This window comes from Nocardia sp. NBC_01329, assembly GCF_035956715.1.
GTDB lineage: Bacteria > Actinomycetota > Actinomycetes > Mycobacteriales > Mycobacteriaceae > Nocardia.
In genome coordinates this window covers 5432087-5449764 of record NZ_CP108381.1, presented here as the reverse complement: position 1 = coordinate 5449764, position 17678 = coordinate 5432087, and the positions used below count along the sequence as shown (strand labels likewise).

General features: G+C 67.3%; 16 protein-coding genes, 1 tRNA gene and 1 other RNA gene. 8 read left to right on the top strand and 10 right to left on the bottom strand.

Annotation, left to right across the window (positions count from 1 at the left end; all coding sequences use genetic code 11):
• The first annotated feature begins 20 nt into the window (after window positions 1–20).
• A complete protein-coding gene (locus OG405_RS24775; protein WP_327148823.1) occupies window positions 21–545 on the top strand; it encodes a DUF4190 domain-containing protein in 525 nt (174 codons plus the stop codon).
• A gap of 15 nt (window positions 546–560) precedes the next feature.
• On the opposite strand, the gene OG405_RS24770 is transcribed toward OG405_RS24775, so the two are convergent.
• From OG405_RS24770 to OG405_RS24760, 3 genes are read right to left on the bottom strand one after another with little or no spacing between them, the layout of a single operon-like run.
• Entirely contained in the window at window positions 561–1274 is a 714-nt protein-coding gene (locus tag OG405_RS24770; protein ID WP_327148822.1) for an RDD family protein, read from the bottom strand.
• Between the two features lie 46 nt (window positions 1275–1320).
• Window positions 1321–2259, bottom strand: coding sequence for a tRNA glutamyl-Q(34) synthetase GluQRS (gene gluQRS, locus OG405_RS24765; protein ID WP_442790605.1), 939 nt, complete (start codon window positions 2257–2259; stop codon window positions 1321–1323).
• Complete coding sequence (locus OG405_RS24760; RefSeq protein ID WP_327148820.1) at window positions 2256–2819, bottom strand: DUF309 domain-containing protein; 564 nt, start codon at window positions 2817–2819, stop codon at window positions 2256–2258. The genes gluQRS and OG405_RS24760 overlap by 4 nt, the downstream gene beginning before the upstream one ends.
• A 510-nt stretch (window positions 2820–3329) precedes the next feature.
• Between OG405_RS24760 and OG405_RS24755 the strand changes: the two genes are divergently transcribed.
• Window positions 3330–3467, top strand: a complete 138-nt coding sequence (locus tag OG405_RS24755; RefSeq protein WP_327148819.1) for a DUF397 domain-containing protein — start codon at window positions 3330–3332, stop codon at window positions 3465–3467.
• A 223-nt stretch (window positions 3468–3690) separates the two neighbouring features.
• Window positions 3691–5037: a wax ester/triacylglycerol synthase domain-containing protein gene (locus OG405_RS24750; RefSeq protein WP_327148818.1), complete on the top strand. Its 1347-nt coding sequence runs from the start codon at window positions 3691–3693 to the stop codon at window positions 5035–5037.
• A 27-nt stretch (window positions 5038–5064) separates the two neighbouring features.
• Here the strand turns inward: OG405_RS24750 and OG405_RS24745 are convergent, their stop codons facing one another.
• Window positions 5065–5802, bottom strand: coding sequence for a hypothetical protein (locus OG405_RS24745; protein WP_327148817.1), 738 nt, complete (start codon window positions 5800–5802; stop codon window positions 5065–5067).
• Window positions 5803–5958: 156 nt separating this feature from the next.
• Here OG405_RS24745 and OG405_RS24740 point away from each other — a divergent pair.
• Window positions 5959–6044 (top strand) — tRNA-Ser (locus OG405_RS24740).
• 466 nt (window positions 6045–6510) lie between these two features.
• Here OG405_RS24740 and OG405_RS24735 read toward each other — a convergent pair.
• A complete protein-coding gene (locus OG405_RS24735) occupies window positions 6511–7509 on the bottom strand; it encodes a hypothetical protein (RefSeq protein ID WP_327148816.1) in 999 nt (332 codons plus the stop codon).
• 143 nt (window positions 7510–7652) lie between these two features.
• Here OG405_RS24735 and ffs point away from each other — a divergent pair.
• Window positions 7653–7747: signal recognition particle sRNA small type (gene ffs, locus OG405_RS24730), an RNA gene on the top strand.
• A gap of 555 nt (window positions 7748–8302) precedes the next feature.
• Window positions 8303–9589, top strand: coding sequence for an aminotransferase class I/II-fold pyridoxal phosphate-dependent enzyme (locus tag OG405_RS24725; RefSeq protein ID WP_327148815.1), 1287 nt, complete (start codon window positions 8303–8305; stop codon window positions 9587–9589).
• A gap of 20 nt (window positions 9590–9609) precedes the next feature.
• Here the strand turns inward: OG405_RS24725 and OG405_RS24720 are convergent, their stop codons facing one another.
• Window positions 9610–10416, bottom strand: a complete 807-nt coding sequence (locus OG405_RS24720; protein WP_327152502.1) for a methyltransferase domain-containing protein — start codon at window positions 10414–10416, stop codon at window positions 9610–9612.
• Between the two features lie 129 nt (window positions 10417–10545).
• Here OG405_RS24720 and OG405_RS24715 point away from each other — a divergent pair, with 129 nt between their 5' ends.
• Window positions 10546–11157, top strand: coding sequence for an HhH-GPD-type base excision DNA repair protein (locus tag OG405_RS24715; protein WP_442790604.1), 612 nt, complete (start codon window positions 10546–10548; stop codon window positions 11155–11157).
• Between the two features lie 22 nt (window positions 11158–11179).
• Here OG405_RS24715 and OG405_RS24710 read toward each other — a convergent pair whose 3' ends face one another.
• The 3 genes from OG405_RS24710 to OG405_RS24700 form a co-directional block, all read right to left on the bottom strand.
• Window positions 11180–11896, bottom strand: a complete 717-nt coding sequence (locus OG405_RS24710) for an ESX secretion-associated protein EspG (RefSeq protein ID WP_327148814.1) — start codon at window positions 11894–11896, stop codon at window positions 11180–11182.
• Window positions 11896–13473, bottom strand: a complete 1578-nt coding sequence (locus OG405_RS24705; RefSeq protein ID WP_327148813.1) for a hypothetical protein — start codon at window positions 13471–13473, stop codon at window positions 11896–11898. The genes OG405_RS24710 and OG405_RS24705 overlap by 1 nt, the downstream gene beginning before the upstream one ends.
• Window positions 13474–13580: 107 nt before the next feature.
• The gene (locus OG405_RS24700; RefSeq protein WP_327148812.1) at window positions 13581–13955 is read right to left on the bottom strand and encodes a hypothetical protein; all 375 of its coding nucleotides are present in this window, start codon (window positions 13953–13955) and stop codon (window positions 13581–13583) included.
• A gap of 659 nt (window positions 13956–14614) precedes the next feature.
• On the opposite strand from OG405_RS24700, the gene OG405_RS24695 reads away from it, so the two are divergent.
• A complete protein-coding gene (locus OG405_RS24695) occupies window positions 14615–15892 on the top strand; it encodes an ROK family protein (RefSeq protein WP_327148811.1) in 1278 nt (425 codons plus the stop codon).
• Between the two features lie 55 nt (window positions 15893–15947).
• Here OG405_RS24695 and OG405_RS24690 read toward each other — a convergent pair whose 3' ends face one another.
• Window positions 15948–17555 carry a DUF2207 family protein gene (locus tag OG405_RS24690; protein WP_327148810.1) on the bottom strand — a complete coding sequence of 536 codons (1608 nt, stop codon included), beginning with the start codon at window positions 17553–17555 and terminating at the stop codon, window positions 15948–15950.
• Between the last annotated feature and the right edge of the window lie 123 nt (window positions 17556–17678).

The following is a 17678-nucleotide window of genomic DNA, read 5'->3' as shown; positions in this document are numbered from 1 at the left end:
CTCTCGAATAGGCTGTTGTCATGACGAACCCCGGTGAATCCGACGAGTGGTGGAAACAGTACGGGGGGTCGGGCGTATCGTCGGACCCTGCTGCCGCGCAGCATCCGTCCGGGCCCTCCAGCTATCCGTCGGCACCGCAGTACCCTTCGACCCCGGCCGCGGCTCCCGCACCGCCGCCCGGGCACCCGTCCTACGGCACCCCGCCCCCGGCCGCGCCCTATCCGGGGGCACCACCCTATTCGCCTTACGGTGCGGCGGGATCCGGTTATCCGGCGAACTACCAGCCCTACGGTTATCCGGCCAACCGCGGCACGAACGGTCTGTCGATCGCCTCACTGGTCACTTCGCTGGCCGGTTTCGTGACCTGCGGTGCCACCTCCATCGTCGGGATCATCCTCGGCGTCATCGCGCTCAACCAGATCAAGGACAGCGGTCAGGAGGGCCGCGGGATGGCGCTCGCCGGTATCTGGATCGGGGTGGGCCTGATCGCCCTGGGGATCCTCTGGTTCGTGGTGATGATCGTCGCGAGCGCCGCCGGCGCGTGATCCGGTAGGTGTGACTCAGGCCGCGAGGACCTGGGTGCCGCCCGCGAGTTTGTCGTGCCAGCCCTGCCGGTTCGGGTTCTTGTCCAGGGTCGCGGCCATGTAGAGCATGAGAGCGGCCCCGGCCACCCAGCCCACGCAGGGCACGATCAGTACCGCCAGATAGATATTGCGCTTCAGCGAGACGAGCGGCGCGACGGTGGGCGACCCGTCCGGCGCCACGACCTTGAGGCCCAGGATCTTCTTGCCGAGGGTGGCGCCGCCGCTCTTCCATTCCATGAGCACGTAATAGACCAGGGTGACCGCGAAGATGATCGCGTAGCTGACCGAGGGGCCGGTGAGGCCCGTCAGGTTCGGCATGAGAACGAAGTTCAGTAGCAGTGCGAGCGGCAACGCGATGATGAGACTGTCGATCAGCCGCGCGGCGAACCGTGGCCACAGGTTACCGGGGACCCCGAACGCGGGCTGGTACTGCCCGTACTGCTGACCTCCGTACTGTGCCTGCGGAAACACCGTCTGCTGGTACCGGGGGGCCGGCTCGGCCGGTGGGGCCTGCTGTCCATAGGGCTGTGCCGGTGCGCCCTGCTGGTATGGCGGGGCGTACGGGTCCGGTTGCGGCTGGTACTGCTCCTGCTGTGGGACGTACTGCCCGGGCTGCGGGTACTGCGGGGGCTGCCCGTAGGGCTGCCCGGGCTGGGGGTGGTTGCTGGGGTCGTACCCGCCACTGGTCATCTCGCCTGCCTGAACTCGAAATCCGGAGATCTGGTCGCAGGCCAGGTTACGGACAGCGGCCCGCGACCACCAAGCTGTCGGGATCGAGTACCCAGGGTGCACGAGGCAGCCGGTCGGGGTCGAAACCGGCGAGCAGTTCACCGGCGCCGCGGCCCGCGAGGCCGAGTGAGTCGGCCAGCAGTCCCACCACTCGAGCCACGGTTTCCCCGCGCGCGAGACGATCGGCCAGGGTAACCGCACCGTCGCGTTTGGCCAGTCGCTTGCCCTCGGTGTTGAGGACCAGCGGAACATGCGCGTACTCGGGTATCCCGAGGTCGAGCAGCGTGGCCAGATAGGCCTGCCGAGGTGTGGACGGCAGCAGATCGTCACCGCGAACCACCTGGTCCACACCCTGTTCGGCATCATCGATCACGACAGTCAGGTTGTAGGCGGGGATTCCGTCGCCGCGGCGCAGGACGAAATCGTCGACCGGCCCTCGGTACCGGCCGCGCAGCCGATCGGTGATCTCGAAATCTGTACGGGCCGAACGCAGCCGCACTGCGGCGGGCCGTCCGGCGGTGCGGCGCTGCGCGCGCTCGCCGGGGGTGAGATCGCGACAGGTGCCGGGGTAAGCGCCCAGTGGTCCGTGTGGGGCGGTGACGGCCTGCTGGATTTCCTTTCTGGTGCAGAAGCATTCGTAGGTCAGTCCGGCGGAAGTGAGCCGGTCCACGGCCGCGGCGTAGTGGTCGAGACGATCCGACTGATGGGTCACCGGACCGTCCCAGTCGAGACCGAGAGCGGCGAGGTCGGCCAGCTGACGTTCCTCGGCGCCGGGTCGTACCCGGTCCAGATCGTCTACACGCAGCACGAACCGGCGGCCGCTGCCGCGGGCGAAGAGCCAGGCCAGCAGTGCGGTGCGCAGATTGCCCAGGTGCAGATCCCCGGACGGGCTGGGCGCGTACCGCCCGGCCGGGGGCGAGGAAGGAGTGGACGGCATCCGGGTCATGGTAGGTCGCGGCGCAGCTGGGGTATGAGTTCGGACAGATCGATATCCGGCGCCTCGGATCGCTCGTCTTCGACGGCGATAGCGTCGGCATTCGATTCGGATCCGGGCGGCACCGTCAGTTCGGCCAGCAGCGTTTCGGCGTGGGCGATCAGGCCCGGGCCGTCGAGTTCGTAGGGGAGGCGGCCCGGCGCGTGTCCGGCGGCGACCGGATCGAAGGTCCGCAGCCGCTCGACAGCGCGTATGAGCAGCGTGCGCGCGCCTTTGGGGTTTCCGCGTTGGATATGGGTGAGGCCGACTGCGTACTGCGCAAGACCCTGCCATAGCATGCGTTCGGCGTTCGGGCCGTTCTTCCAGACCGACTCCAGCACTTCGTGCGCGTTGAAGGCCAACCCCTGATCCAGCAGCTGCTGGGCGTAGGTGAGGGCCTCGGCGGGCTCGAGGTCCAGGTCGTCGGGTATCCGCGGAACGCCGGGTCTTCCCGGCGGCAGCGGGCGCCCCAGTCGGTCCCGGGGCCTGGCGTTGGCGGCTCGCCCCAGCTCGTCTCGATCGCGTTCGGGCATGACGCCATCATCCCGCCGTGGCGCGACCACCGTCGCGGTAGGGGCGTTGACATATGTTTTACAGGCGATCACATAACAATCACTTTCGGCTATTAGCGACCCCGTACTTTTTTGGAGCAAAATCGTCCTTATAAGTCTGCAATTACGCAGCAATACGGCATCTTAGCAGTATTGGCAAATGCCTTGGCCCAGTTGGCAAGAGAGCGGCAAACCCGGTGTGAACCTGCTATTGTTCGGGGTGCGGGGCCCCCTCACTAGGGGTTTTGGTCACCCGCGTCAGATGTGTTCGCGTATGTGCGAGTCCGAACCTGGCAAACCGGATATTTGCTCGCTACGCGCGTGCATCGGTGTATTCGGTGTCGTCCACCGGATACCAGCTAGTCAGGAACTATGCAGGAATCGAATATCATTATCGACGCAGCGAAGGAGTGCAGTGCCGTGAAGGTGGATATGACGGGTGCTGTGTGGCGGAAGAGTTCATACAGTGGCCCGGACGGGAACTGCGTGGAGGTGGCATTTCTCGTAGGCGGCGACGTGGCGGTCCGGGATACGAAGGATCACGGCAGTGGGCCGGTGCTGGCCTTCGCGCCGGCCGAGTGGACCGAGTTCCTGTCCGGAGTATCGGCGGGAGACTACCGCGGCGCCTGACGGTTTTCCCGATATCAGGCAAGGCGGCCCCGGGTCGGATCGACCCGGGGCCTTTGCGTGCCTGGACCACGGGGGCGTACCTCCGCATTCGCTCCGGCCGTGCGCGTTCTGCGTACCTGGGCATTCGCTCCGGCCGTGCGCGTTCTGCGTACCTGGGCATTCGCTCCGGCCGCGCCGCGGCGGCGGATGGGCTCCGCAAGGCAGCATCCATTAGGGTCGGCCGGTGATCCCGCTGGCGCCCCCGGACGCGACCATGTACTGGCTGTCGCGGCGTACCCACAACGACCAATTCCTTCTCTACTGCTTCGCGGAATCCGAATGGGAAACCCCACGGCTGCGCGACGAGGTGGTCCGCCGGTGTGCCGCGATCCCCGAATTGCGGGTCCGGTTGCGGTCGGACCCCACAGGCCTCTCCTATCCGGTGTGGGTCCCCGCCGAATTCGATCCCGACCAAACCGTGCGGCACCGTCTCGACCGGTCTCGCTGGCCCGAACTGCTCACCGCTCTCGGCCGGCTGCTGGGCACCGGCGTGGATGCGTCCATATGTCCCTGGCGGCTGCACATCTTCCGCGGTATCCAGGACAGCCCGACACCGGATCCACTGGTAACCGTGGTGGTCCTGCAGATATCGCATGCGCTGGTCGACGGCCGCGGAGCCTCCCGGATCGCGCGTGCCCTGTTCAACGGCGGTGGCCCGGACGCTGCGGTCGCGCCGAAGCCGCATACGGTGTCGCGATCCCGGATCGCACTGCGCGCACTGCGCGGGGGCGTGACGTTGCCGCTGGGTACGGCGCGAACCCTCCGGCACGGGTTTGCCGCCGGGCGGGCGCGCAGCAAGCTAGCCGAGCTGACCGCGGCCGGGCTGATCCCACCGCCCGCCTCCGGATATCCGCCCGGTCCGCTCAATACGCCGGGTGAGATCACCGGCCGCGCGGCGCGCGTGCTGGTGTTCCCCGCCCAGGATTTCCGAGTCCCGGGCCGCAGCGTGACCGTGGTCGGCCTGACGGCGATCTCCTTCGCGCTGGAACGCTATCTGCGCGGCCGCGGCGAGGATCTGCCCCGGCTAGGTGCTCAGGTGCCGATGGCGGTACCGCCCCGGCCCGGGGTACGCAACAACTACCGCAGCCTCGGCGTGGATCTCGCGATCGGAGAGGACGACCCGACGCGCCGGGCAGCGGTGATAGCCGCAGATCTTTCCGCCCGGCGCGAGCGGGCGCTACATCCCCTACTGGCGGCGCAGGACGCGGTGACGAACGCACTACCACCGGTGATGTTGCGGCGGGACGTCCGGAGCTATCCGATCGACACCGTTCCCGCGGAGATCACCGGCCATACCGTGGTCTCCAGCGTGAACCGCGGTCCGGCCGATCTGGGCTTCGGCGGGGCGCCGGTTCGCTTCACCGGCGGCTTCCCGGCGCTCGGCGCGGTGATGCATCTCACGCATGGGATCCACGGGATGGGTGAGACGGTCACGCTGTCACTGCATGCCGATCCGGCGGTCATCCCGGATCCGGACAGCTACACCGATCATCTGCGTGCGGCTATGCGCGATATCCGGCGAGCCGGGTGAGCATGGCGCCGGAGCCGGCCGGATCGGTCAGTTCGGTTCGATATCCAGCTCTTCGCGGGTGGCGCCGATGAGTTCGCGCTCGGCTGCCCGAACCTCGCCCAGCAGCTGGTTCTTATGATCGCGGGCGGCGCGGATCTCCTCGGCCGGGGCGTCCTGCAGCTTCTTACGCTGCAGCGTGAGCGCGGCCAACAGCGCATCAGAGAGCGTATCGGCCATCCGGCGCCACTGCTTGTAGTGCTGGTCCGAACCCACCAGGCGCAGCACATTGGCCCGTTCCGAACCATCCTCCAAATCATGGATCAGATCGCCGATGAGCTCATCGGTCCAGTCCTCATCCCGCCGTAGCGCCTGACAGATCCGACCGGACATACCCAGCGAATCGGCGATCGTAGCGACCACGGTGCCCCGTCGCCAGTTCTCACCGGCCTGCCCGAGCGCCACCGCATGCGCGGACTCCACCTGGTGATGAGCTGCATCGAGCTGCAGCCGGGTCGTATCGACCTGACGTTTCGCACTGTCGTTCTGCTGCTGGGCCGCCGCGGACAGCGTCCGCTGAGCGCGCTCGTCGGCAGCGACGATCGCGTCCCGGTTCGTCCGGTTGTTGACCAGTACCGCGATCACGGCCACCCCGCCGAGGATGAGCGAACCGAGCAGCGGCAGCCACGACTGCCACCAAGCCGGGGAACTCTGAACGACTTCGATCACCTGGGGATCCACGGCGCCCATCATGGCACCGTCGGCGCGAGCAGGCGCGACGGCCGTCACAATTGGATGATCAGGGCGCGAAACTACTGGATATCTTGCAGGGTAACGGGATTCATGCTATGAATCCCGCCTCGGTGCCGATCGCGGACCGGCCGTCGGATGCGGGCTGAGCGGGCGTTTTCACGATGCGGCGGGGTGGCAGGTATGCTGCTCGGCGGAGGATTCGCCTAGTGGCCTATGGCGCTCGCCTGGAACGCGGGTTGGGTTAACAGCCCTCGCGGGTTCGAATCCCGCATCCTCCGCAACGAAGCCGCCGGTAGGGAATCCCCACCGGCGGTTTCTGTGTATATTGCCCCGCCTTCGGCGGGGCGGGGGCTGTGTATATGGCGCCGCCTCCGGCGTCGCGGGTCGGGGCCCTATTAACCCCGGTTCTTCACTCCTACGCTCAGTCGCTGCGCTCCATCGCTTCGTCGCTCCAGAACCGGGGCGGGCCCCGACTGTGTTTGTTTGCCCCGCCTTCGGCGGGGCTGTCGGGGCCCTCGTGACCCCGGTTCTTCACTCCTGCGCTCAGTCGCTGCGCTCCTTCGCTCTGTCGCTCCAGAACCGGGGCGGGCCCCGACCAGAGAAGCCCTCGATCCGAGGGAGCGGGCGGTTCCGAGGGGGAGGTGTGTTGCGGTGCTCGGTGTTCAGCGGTGCTCGGTGTTCAGCGGGCGGTCGTATCGCTGCGGAACCAGCCCGGCCCGGAACCTGCGTGAGCGGTCGAGGCGGCTACTCGCGCAATTCGTCGAGAGCCTTGCGGACCTGGTCCTTGCAGATCCGGTCCACTGTCGACCGGTCCACCACACCGTCGTAGGTGATGTACATGTTCACCTTGACCGAGGCATTGCCTGCCTTCGCCGCGACCGTGTAGTCCAGGGTCTGGAACGACGAATAGTCGGTGACCTCGGACGAGTAGTAGGCCGCGTCGCCCACGCCGGTCACCGCGCCGGAGGCGTAGTCGGTGCCGGTGGTGGCGGTATCGGATTTCTTCCAATCGTCATAGCCGTAGGAGCCGTATTCGCTGTCGAAGGCGACGTCGAAGGAGAGCCGGCCACTGTTGGAATCGGTGCCCTCTTTGCTCACCTGGCAGTTGAGCGATCCACCCCCGTAACTCTCCGGGGCGTTCTCCTGATGGGTCGTTTCGTCCGGGTTCGCGGCCCATTGGTCCAGGACCGAGGCGTCGACCAGGTCACAGGCATTGGTCACGCCCTTCATGCTGTAGTCACCGTCCGTCGCCTCCGACCCCGAGTCGGAGTTCACCAGCGCGATACCCCCGATTCCACAGATGAGCAGGATCACGAACAGCACTACACCGACCACGATCAGGGCGGTGTTGTTCTTCGACCGCGAACGGGCGGCCGCGGCGGCCCCGTATCCGGTGGGACCCGGAAAAGCGGGCTGCCCGGACTGCCAGGTGGGGCCGGAGGCCGGATACGGCGGTTGTCCGCCCGCATACTGCTGCCCGCTCGGGTACTGCTGTTGGCCGCTTGAGTGCTGTTGCTGCCCGCTCGGGTACTGCTGGTGGCCGCTCGGGTGCTGCTGCTGTTGCCCGCTCGAGTACGGGGGCGCCACATGCGGATTCTGATCGCTGGGGAACTGCGCGGCCGCATTCGGGTTCACCATCGTCGGATCGACGCCCGGCCCCACTTCGCCGGCCCCGCCGCCCGGCGTCTCCCACCACTTAGTCTGTTCCGCGCGCTCGTGCTCCGGCGGATTCTCCTCGGTCATCCTCGTCATCCCCTCATGTGGTGAGGGAATATCCCCTCCGGCTCGGAAGAATGGTAGCGAGCACAGGGCCCTCTCGCGCCCGGCCCGGCGCGGGCAATACCGCCCCCTGCGGTGCACGATCGTGAGTAGCCGCTACACTGGCCGACGGATCCCGCGCGGCGCGCATCCTGTGAACTCCCCCAGGGCCGGAAGGCAGCAAGGGTCAACGGGCTCTGTCGGGTGCGCGGGGTCCCCTTACTTCAGATCATGCGACGTGCGGTCGGCCGTCCATAGATCGGTGACCATTGAGCACCTACAGTGTTGTGCCCTCCTCATGTGATCGAGCACAGGACGCCCACCTCCACGCACTCCTGATGGTCGGCTCCCGTGCCCGGAGACCTCCCCCGGTCCCGCGGTGACGAAGCGCAGCAACAGAGCACATCCCGGATCGTCGGTCTCCCACGCTGCTCATGAGGTATTCCCCACCCACCTTCCACATCCCATGGATGGTCGGTATCCGTGGTCGGGGCCCGCCCCGGTTCCGGAGCGACGAAGCGATGCAGCGCGGCGACCCAGCGCTGAAGTGAAGAGCAGGGTTCACGAAGGCCCCGACGCAACGCCGAAGGCGGCGCCATCCACAGAGTCGGGGTCACGAGGGCCCCGACCCGCCCCGCCGAAGGCGGGGCAGAAAACACAGAATCCCGACGGCTCCCGGTGGCAGCGCTTGCCCGGGTAACGTGGCTCGGGGCGGCCGGACCCAGTGGCCGCCCGTAAGCGAATACACCTCAGCAGGTAGTTGGAAAGGCTGTCCAGGATGCCCCGGCAAACGCAGATCGGTTTGATGAGTCCCGAGGAACTCGCCGCCGAGCACGAACTCCAGTCCGCGAACTACGCGACACTGCAGGCAGCTCAGCTCACCCTCGATCTGACCCGGGGAAAGCCCTCGCCGGAACAACTCGCCCTTTCCTCGGCCCTGCTGTCGCTGCCCGGCGACGGTGACTTCCGCGATGGAACCGGGACCGACTGCCGTAACTACGGTGGGCTGCACGGACTTCCGGAGTTGCGTGCCATCTTCGGCGAACTGCTCGGTATCGGCGTCGACAATCTGATCGCCGGTAACAACGCCAGCCTGGAGTTGATGCACGACACCATCGCCTTCGCCACGCTGTTCGGGCTTCCCGATTCGCCGCGCCGGTGGGCGGATGAGCCGACGGTGAAATTCCTGTGCCCCAGCCCCGGTTACGATCGGCACTTCGCGATCACCGAATCGCTGGGCTTCGAGATGATCACAGTTCCGATGCGGCACAACGGACCCGATACCCGGGTCGTCGCCGAACTACTCGCCGAAGATCCGCAGATCAAGGGCATGTGGGCGGTTCCGAACTATTCGAACCCGACCGGTGTCGTGTTCTCCGAAGATGTGGTGCGCGAACTGGTTTCGATACCGGCCGCAGCGCCCGATTTTCGGTTGTTCTGGGACAACGCTTATGCCGTGCACCCGCTCACCGATACCGCGGCGCCGGTGCTGGACGTTCTGTCGATGGCCGCCGCGGCGGGAAACCCACACCGGCCCTTGGTCTTCGCCTCGACGTCCAAGATCACCTTCGCCGGGTCCGGGGTGAGCTTCTTCGGCGCCTCGACCGGGAACCTGAACTGGTACCTGGGGCATGCCGGGAAGAAGAGCATCGGCCCGGACAAGGTCAACCAGCTGCGGCACCTCCGGTTCTTCACCGACGCCGCCGGAGTGCGGGCGCATATGCAGAAGCATCGCGCGATCCTGGAACCGAAGTTCGCGCTCGTGTTGCGGATCCTCGAGGAACGTCTGGGTGCCTCCAAGGTCGCATCCTGGACCGAGCCCAAGGGGGGATATTTCGTCAGCCTCGATGTGCTGGAGGGTACGGCCGCCCGCGTGATCGAACTGGCGAAGGCTGCCGGAATCGCGCTGACCGCAGCTGGTTCGGCCTTCCCGTACAAAAAGGACGTGGAGGACAAGAACATCCGGATCGCGCCCAGTTTCCCGGCGCTGCCGGAGCTGGAGCGGGCCATGGACGGCCTCGCGACCTGCGTGCTGCTGGCAGCCGCCGAGAAACTATTGAAGTAGGCCGGATGTTCAGGCGCAGGTCAGGCGGGTTTGCGGACGTGTACGGCGAACATGGTCACCGAGAGGTGGATATCACCGACCGCGGCGCCCCGGGCCAGATCACCGAGTAGTTTCTCGCGATCGGCCTCGGTGATCAACCGCCGAGCCACCGCCATCGCCGAAACCCGGCTGACCAGCGCACCGGCCCCGACCGAGCGGTCCTGGACCAGCGCCTGCGAACCAGTGCTCTCCACCTCCAGACCGGCCGCGGTCAACAGCCCGGCCAGTAGGCGGCCCGAATAGGGATTTGTGGTGGCGGATACGAGAGTGTCCACGACCTCGCGGATCACCCGGTGGTCTCCGGGGTGCACGATCGCCGAACCCCAGTCGGCGTCCATCACGACGGCCCGGCCACCGGGGCGCAGCACTCGGGCGATCTCCCGGGCGGCCCGGGCGGGCGCGGTCAGATGCTGGAAGACCCGCTCGCACAGCACCGCGTCGAAGGTTTCGGGTCCGAACGGCACACCGTAGGCGTCACCGGAATGGAAGGTGGCCGGCGAACGCGCCTCGGTGGCGCGCGCTTGGGCGGTGGCGAGCAGGTTCGGGTCGGGTTCCACGCCCGCGGCGGTGCCGGTGGGCCCCACGGCGCCTGAGAAGGTGATCACCTCCGATCCGGTGCCGGAACCGATATCGACCGCGTGCTCACCGGGCTGCAGCGCGAGAGCTTCGTGCGCCCAGTCGCGTAGCCGGGTGAGCCCCGGCAGCGTGGCCTGTAGATCGCGGATGTCGACCAGCTGATCCTGGCCCGCGGCATCGAAACGGTCGGGGCGTAACCCGAAACTGTCCATGGTTCCGTGTCCATCCAGTGTGGTGGGTGGCTCTGTGGCCGTGTGTGGCATGGGGCGAGCCTAATGGGTGCAGCTGGACGAAGCCCATCTATAGACCGCGCATGGCCGGAGTGAAGGCGGAGGTCCGGCATGGGATCATCGCTGGTAGTCGACGGTGAGGAGCACGGCATGGCCAAGTTGTGTCTGGCGCAGGAGCCCGAGGCCGATGAGCTGCTGTCGGAGAGTTCGCTGGCGTTGGTGATCGGGATGCTCCTGGACCAGCAGTACCCGCTCGAGCATGCCTTTCGGGGCCCCAAGAAGATCGCCGACCGGATGGGCGGGCTGGATATCCGTGCGATCGCCGCCGCGGATCCGGCGGAGTTCGAGGAGATGGCGGCTACTCCGCCCGCCATCCATCGCTATGGCCGTTCCATGGCGCGCCGGATCCAGGATCTCGCGCGCTACGTGATCGAGAACTACGACGGAGACGTGGCAGCGATCTGGACAGCCGGAGATCCCGACGGCGAAGAGGTGTTGCAGCGATTGAAGGCGCTGCCCGGATACGGCGACCAGAAGGCCCGGATATTCCTCGCCCTGCTCGGTAAGCAACTGGGCGTGCGACCCGCCGGATGGGAAGCTGCGGCGGGGGACTATTCCGAGCCGGACTCGCGGCGTTCGGCCGCCGATATCGTCGATGGGGAGACTCTGCTCGAGGTTCGTGCGTTCAAGAAGCAGATGAAGGCAGCCGCCAAGCAGAAATGATCCCTGTCCGGTGCCGTCCGGGTCAGCGGATATGCGCCATCCGGGTGAGTTCGGCGGCCAGATCGGATTCGCCGACCGGGGTGAGTGTCAGATGGCTGCCCGCACTCAGTAGATAGCGGCCGTCACCGGTGAAATCCAGCCAGGTGCGATGTGCCGGCGGCGGCGACATCGGATCGTCCGGGGTGACGGTGATTGTGAAGAAACCACGCGCGTCGATCGGCCGGTGCAGGATCTCCCGGAGCCGCTCGGCTCGGGCGGCTGCCCGGCCGGATTCCCCCGGACCCGGGCTCGGGCACAGGACGGCCTCGCGTGGCTCCCGCATGGCCGGAAGGGTTCCCGGCCCCATCGGTCCCAGCGTGGTGGCGAGATGTTTTCCGATGTTCCGCGCGTGACAGGCTGTGACGTTCACCTGCTCGGAGTGTGCGTGAATCACCGCACCCCAGTTCCCGAAGGCGACGGCGAGCGCCAGGATCGGGTCCGGTCGGCGCAGGTCTCCGTCGAATTCGTCGCCGAACACGGTCACCCGTGTCACGTCGGTGCGAGCCAGGAACCGCAGCGTACCGGTGAGATCGGCATCGTGGTTGGGTGGGAAACGCCGTTCCAGTTCGAGTGCGGCTCTGGCGCGCTCGGTGGTGACGGTCCCGCGCGGGGCGAGGTCTATCGGGTGGGGCCGCCGGTCGAGTCCGGTCTCGGTCTGCCAGATATGACCGAACTCGTCCGGCGTGAACACCCATTCCATCAGCGGCTCCCGCCACCAGATGCGGTCCTGTCCGGTTTCTCTTCGTCGGAGTACTCACCGAATACCGGTGGGGCGGTGGGCGGGGTGTCGGTCAGTTGCTCGTTGGGTGCGCGCAGATAGTCCGGGCCGGTGCGTTCCCGCTCGGGCTCGCGAGACGGTAAGGGTCTCGCGGCGATGGGTAAGGGGAGCCCGGTCGGTCGCGCCGCACGCCCTCCGGGAGGTTGTTCGGATTTGTCATTTGCCGCGGTATCCGGCCCGGTGTTCGCTGTGCCGAGCGATTCGCGGGCCGCTTCGGTGGCCGCCCGCGGCTGCGCCGACCGTGCGATCTGCTCGCTGTGGCCGGCGCGCTGGCCGGTGCCGGTATCGGAACCTGTCGCGGAGGAAGGCAATTGGGATGCCGCAGGCGCCGGCGAATTGATCGGGCCGGGGCGGTTGCCGCCACCTGCGGCAGCCGGTGCGGGTGGCGCACCGGTGGTGTCGCTGCCACCACTTGTTCCCGCCGGACCCCATCCACTCGGCGTCGGTGACCGGTGTGGCATTGCTGTCCGGGTGGTGACCGGATCGGGTCGGTCGGTGACGGCGGTCGTGCCCGCCGATGTGGTGGACTGTGATCGTGGCTGATCGGTGACCGCGGCGCTTTCCACGGCTGAGCGTTTCACGACAGGTTCGTCGCTCGCTGCCGGGGCGGTGACGTCCCTTCCAGGGGCGGGACCATCCGCATCGGATCGGTCTGCCGGTTCGGATGGATAGTCGCTACCCGGTGCGCCGGTATCCGGTCGTGGCGTATCGGCTGGTGGTTCGGTGTTTTCCGGGCCCGCCGCACTCGGGCCGCTCGCCGATTCGTTTGTTCCGGGCCTCGGTCCCGTCTGCGGGTCCGCGGATGGCGCAGGATCGGATTCCCGGCCGGCCGGGGTACGAATCCGGTCGGAGCCCGTGGGTGGCGGTGTTGCGGAGGGGTCCGTCGCTACCGGAGCTCCCGCAATGGGCCGGTCGCCCAGCGGGGCCCGGTCCAGCGGGGCGGGGAATCGTGGGACGTTGTCGCCGCTGGCCGGGATCGTCGGGTTGTAGCCGAAGGTCATGGCGTCCTGGGCGTCGGCGGTTAGGGCGGCCGCGGCTGTGTTGTACGCCGTGCGCCGCTGCGCACCGCCGGCCGCTTCGACAGCCGGGTCCGGATCGGGCCGATAGGGGCCGGGCGGCGGTGGTATCGCCGCGCGTACCGATTCGGCGGCGGTGGAATCCGCCGACAGCAACTGCTCCACGACGCGGCAGACGGAGACGGCATCGTCACCGTCGTGGATGAACGCGGTCGCCGCCCGAACCGCGGTGGTCGCCGACAGGCCCGACCAGCTGCCGGAGAATCGGGCGATATCGCGGGCGAATTCATCGAATGCCGATTCCACCGCCTTCGCGGTATCACCCCAAGTATCGGCGATACGTCTCAGTTCGGCCGGGGCCAGGGCGACGCGCGCCAGGTCCCAGATCTGCTGATGGGTGTACGCGTCGAATACGTCACGGTCGGGAACGTAGGCCGGATCCGTGCCCGCCCCACTCGTGTCCGGTTGCCCCTGCTGCGCCACTGTCGGCCCCCTCGGTCGATCGATCCGGCGTGCACCGGTTACGGCACGTCGGACCGCATGGTTTCAATTCTTCTGCACCCCTGCGTGATTCGATATACTGCCGCATGTCATGCGGTATCCGCCACCGTGCGTATCAGGGCCGCGCTGTTGGCGGCGTCGGCTTCCAGGAAAAGTGACGCGGCCGCCAGATACGCGGCTTTATGCCGTAGCGCTGTCTGTTCGAAGGCTCGGAGGGTGTCCAGATACTCCTGCCCCTTCGCGGCGAAGCCCTGGCTCAGCGCGTGCCCCGAGGGGAGATCCGGAAAACCGCGGACGGCGGTGAGGGTCTCGGCACCCTCCCGCGCCTGCTGTAGCCGCTCGGCGAGCCGGTCGCAGGATTCGGCGAGGCCGCGGGCCGCGTCCTCGGACATATGGAACTCCCCGGCCCGCGCCGCCTCGTACAAGCGAACAGCAGCCGATTGCCCCAGATCTGGCACAGGCATCTTCTTCCCCCTTCGGTCTCCCCACCGTGTGCTCGGAGCATAGCAGCGGGAAAAGCCGTGGACCAGGGCCTTTCGCGACTCGCCGGCCGCGGCGCGCGAAGTTCCGGTGGTGCGGGCGAGCGCTACTCTCCGCGCGGGCCGGCCGGAAAACCGAGCGCGCCGATTGTCCGTCCGCGTGCGGAGAATATTCGAAAATCGACGGGGAATATTCTCCGAGAGTTCACGGGAAATGCCCCTACCGGCGGTGTCGATATTTCCCGCGCGCTCGCGGAGAATTCGATTCGGGACCGCCCGGAATTCGCCACGGTGCCGATACCACATCATGGGACGGCCGAGAATGACCGTGCAGCGCCGGGTGGTGGGGGCGGATCGCGAAAAAAAGGTACGGAGCAGGGGAAACGTCCTAGGCCGGGATACGAGGATCTCGGAAACCTTGGTGTTGCGACCGGGGAGATGTTAATTTATTTGTTATGTCTACCAGCAGCGCCGACTCGCGGAAGGTCACCTATGTGACCGCCGCTCTGGGTCTGCGACTGCCCCTCACTCGTGAGTTGTGTTGCCGCTGCTGCTGCGGTTGAGCGATGTGAATGTCCCAGCCGCCTCGGTTTCTGTTGTAGGCATATCCCGTTTCGCGGGAGATATTCATCGAGGAAATTCATATGGCCGTCCGCACCGCCGAACGCACCGCGTCGCAGGCTCCCACTGTCCGTACCCGAGTTCCCCGTCCAGTTATAGCCCCTGATCTGCGCTTATCGGATAATCCCGCTGCGGCCGTGCTCCGGGCCGCCACCACCGGCCCGGTATTCCGGGACAAAACCGCACGTGCCACCGGACTGAGTATCGCCACCGTCAACCGGCAGGTGTCGTCGCTGCTCACCGCCGGTCTGTTGCGTGAGCGTGCCGATCTGACAGCTTCCGGTGCGGTCGGCCGCCCCCGAGTGCCGTTCGAGGTCGATCACGACACATTCGGCACGCTCGGGGTCCATATCGGCGCCGCGTCCACCCGGATCGTGGTCTCGGATCTGCGTGGGCGGATCCTCGGCGGCCTGACCATCGCCACTCCGCAGACCGGGCAGGAGTTCGCGGTCAAGACCGTCGCACACAGTGCGAAATCCTTTCTGCAGCGCTGGTATCGGCGCAACCCGTTATGGGTGGGCGTCGCGATCGGCGGCCGGGTGGATCCCGGCACCGGTGTCGTCGACCATCCGAAACTGGGCTGGCAGACCGCTCCGGTGGGTGCGGTGTTCAGCGAAGTGCTCGGTCTGCCGGTGACGGTCGCCCCGCACGTCGAGGCGATGGCCGCATCGGAACTGCTGCTGCCCGGTGTGAGCCAGGAGGCGGCGGAGGATCACGGTCGGGCCGCACACGGCAGCAGCCTCTACTTCTATGTTCGGGAGACCGCCGGTATCTCGGTGACCCTGGACGGCCGGGTGCACACCCCGAGCAACGGGCCGGGTTCCATCGCGCATCTGCCCACGGGCTCCGATGTCGAATGCTCGTGCGGCCGGCGCGGTTGCTTGGAGGCGACCGTCGGCGACCGTGGGCTCCACGCGCGCGCCGTCGGCCGGGGAATCATCCCCGCGCACAACGGGAAGGCCAGTTCGTCCATCGCCGATCTCTACCGGGCTGCCGCACGCGGTTCCGAACCGGCCCGCGAACTGCTGGCCGAACGGGCGACCGTGCTCGGCCGGACGGTGGCCCTGGTGCGGGATATGCTCAACCCGGACCGCGTGGTGCTCGGTGGTCAGGCATTCACGACCTACCGCCCCGGCCTCGCCCATGTGGCGCGTGCCTTCAACGAATCCACGGTGCTTCCGCCCACGGATATCCGGGTCACCGGATACGCCTCGAAGGTGCAGGAGTTCGCGGCCGTCGTCACTTCGCTGAGTGCGCTGTACGCCGACCCGCTCGCCGCGCTGCGCCGGGTCACGGCATGAGGCGCTGAAGCCCCGGACGTGCCCCGTGCGGCGACTGCCGCACGGGGTTTTCACGTTATTTCGCCGGGAACAGCGATTCGATCGCAGTGATGAAATACGGGAAGTGCACGGCGAAGCGGTGCAGGTCCCGGTCGCCTTCGAAACCGCCGAACCAGTACAGCCCGGGATCGTCGTCGGCGGAGGGGTCGATATCGCGGAAGGTGCGGACCCAATTGTCGGGCCGGCTCCAGACCACCATGTAGGGCAGACCGCGGGAGAACACGAGTTCGCGATCGCCGGGTGGGATCTGCCGGCTGGTCACCTGTTCCAGACCTTTCTGCAAACCACGGACCTGCGCGGTCAGCGTCCGGCCGAAAGCCGTGCGCACCGGCAGGAACCGCTGGGCGGCGAGCAATCCGGCGCCGGCCAGCGCGATCGCCACCCCGACCAGAGCGTGGCCGGCGAGCAGCGCGGCGAGGACGGTCACCACAACGCCCAGCGCGACCAGGCCGCCGCCCAGCCACAACGGGATACGGCGGCGGATCGGATCGATGAAGGCGCCGCGTTCGACCGCGTCGGTGACCATGGCCTGCCGCAGCGGTTCGGTCGGCAGCCGGCCGGGCACGCCCAGTTCGGCCATCGTGACCTCGTCGGTGCCGGGTGGCAACAGTGCGTCGTAAACCGTCCGCTCGTAGCCGCGCAGCTGGGCGTCGGCCGGATTGACCCGGACGATCCGCCACTGAGTCTCACCGATCCGCGCGATCCACAGATAGTTGCGGACCGCGAGATCCACCACCGTCGCGGCGATATCGGTCGGATCGGAGTGGCCGTCCAGCAGCACACCGGCCTCGCCCGGCAGGATACCGGCCGGTGAGCTGAACTGAGTTCGCCCGCCGCTGCGTACCAGTGGTTCCATCGGCTCGGCGGGGACCGACTGCCGGCGCACCCAGATGATGTAGGCGGCCAGGGCGGCGAGTGCGGCCAGCAGCAGACCGAACGCGACGAGCACGGGCCCGGTCACCGCGAACGGTGAATCGCCGGGACCGGTGATATCGGCGTTCGCCGGTACGGTTCCGGGCGGGACCTGCAGGGTCAGGTCGACGGATTCGCCTTTGCGCAGATTCGACTGGTCCAGGTACATGACGCCGTCCGGCTCGATCCGTACCTGAGCGCAGGGCCGAGTGGCACCGATCGGGCCCAGCAGGCATTCCACGATGCCCATCTCGAAACTGGGGCTGATCAGTGAGGCATGGACCTCGGCGAGATCGACATTGAGCACCCCGAACCAGCGGAAGACCTGACTGCCGTCGGCGTCACTGACCGTATTGCGCACCGAGTAGTGGACGGTCGTCTCACCGGGACCCGCGTCGACTGTGAACAGATCATCGGCGATGGTCGCACTGCCCGGACCGGTGGTCTCGATATCGGTGACCGCGAACCGGCGTTCGGAATCTTCGCTGATCTGTACCCGCAGCGGAAGTGTCATGGTGAATCGCGCACCGGGTGGAACCGTCACGCGCTCGGTCACTTCCAGCACGCCCTCGCGGTTGAGCGTCATATCCAGGTACAGGATCGAACCGGCCGGCTCCTGGGCCCGCGCTGTCGGCGTGCTCGGCCCGATAACGACGAGAAGTCCGGTCAGTGCGAGCAGCAGCGCGAGTGCGCCCCCCCGAAATGTGAGCATGACTCGTTACCTTAGACAGCTTGCTATCCTGCGTCAGCGGCTGTTGGTGATCGGAGAATGCGAGGGGGTCCGGGGGAGTGACACAACCACCTTACGGACGGGGACCGGTACCTCCCGGTAGGC

Excerpts from the sequence above, each read along its gene's own strand:
- OG405_RS24775 (WP_327148823.1), top strand. The coding sequence starts at position 21 with ATGACGAACCCCGGTGAATCCGACGAGTGGTGGAAACAGTACGGGGGG.
- OG405_RS24770 (WP_327148822.1), bottom strand. The coding sequence starts at position 1,274 with ATGACCAGTGGCGGGTACGACCCCAGCAACCACCCCCAGCCCGGGCAG.
- gluQRS (WP_442790605.1), bottom strand. The coding sequence starts at position 2,259 with ATGACCCGGATGCCGTCCACTCCTTCCTCGCCCCCGGCCGGGCGGTAC.
- OG405_RS24760 (WP_327148820.1), bottom strand. The coding sequence starts at position 2,819 with ATGCCCGAACGCGATCGAGACGAGCTGGGGCGAGCCGCCAACGCCAGG.
- OG405_RS24735 (WP_327148816.1), bottom strand. The coding sequence starts at position 7,509 with ATGACCGAGGAGAATCCGCCGGAGCACGAGCGCGCGGAACAGACTAAG.
- OG405_RS24725 (WP_327148815.1), top strand. The coding sequence starts at position 8,303 with ATGCCCCGGCAAACGCAGATCGGTTTGATGAGTCCCGAGGAACTCGCC.
- OG405_RS24720 (WP_327152502.1), bottom strand. The coding sequence starts at position 10,416 with ATGGACAGTTTCGGGTTACGCCCCGACCGTTTCGATGCCGCGGGCCAG.
- OG405_RS24715 (WP_442790604.1), top strand. The coding sequence starts at position 10,546 with ATGGGATCATCGCTGGTAGTCGACGGTGAGGAGCACGGCATGGCCAAG.
- OG405_RS24710 (WP_327148814.1), bottom strand. The coding sequence starts at position 11,896 with ATGGAATGGGTGTTCACGCCGGACGAGTTCGGTCATATCTGGCAGACC.
- OG405_RS24700 (WP_327148812.1), bottom strand. The coding sequence starts at position 13,955 with ATGCCTGTGCCAGATCTGGGGCAATCGGCTGCTGTTCGCTTGTACGAG.
- OG405_RS24695 (WP_327148811.1), top strand. The coding sequence starts at position 14,615 with ATGGCCGTCCGCACCGCCGAACGCACCGCGTCGCAGGCTCCCACTGTC.
- OG405_RS24690 (WP_327148810.1), bottom strand. The coding sequence starts at position 17,555 with ATGCTCACATTTCGGGGGGGCGCACTCGCGCTGCTGCTCGCACTGACC.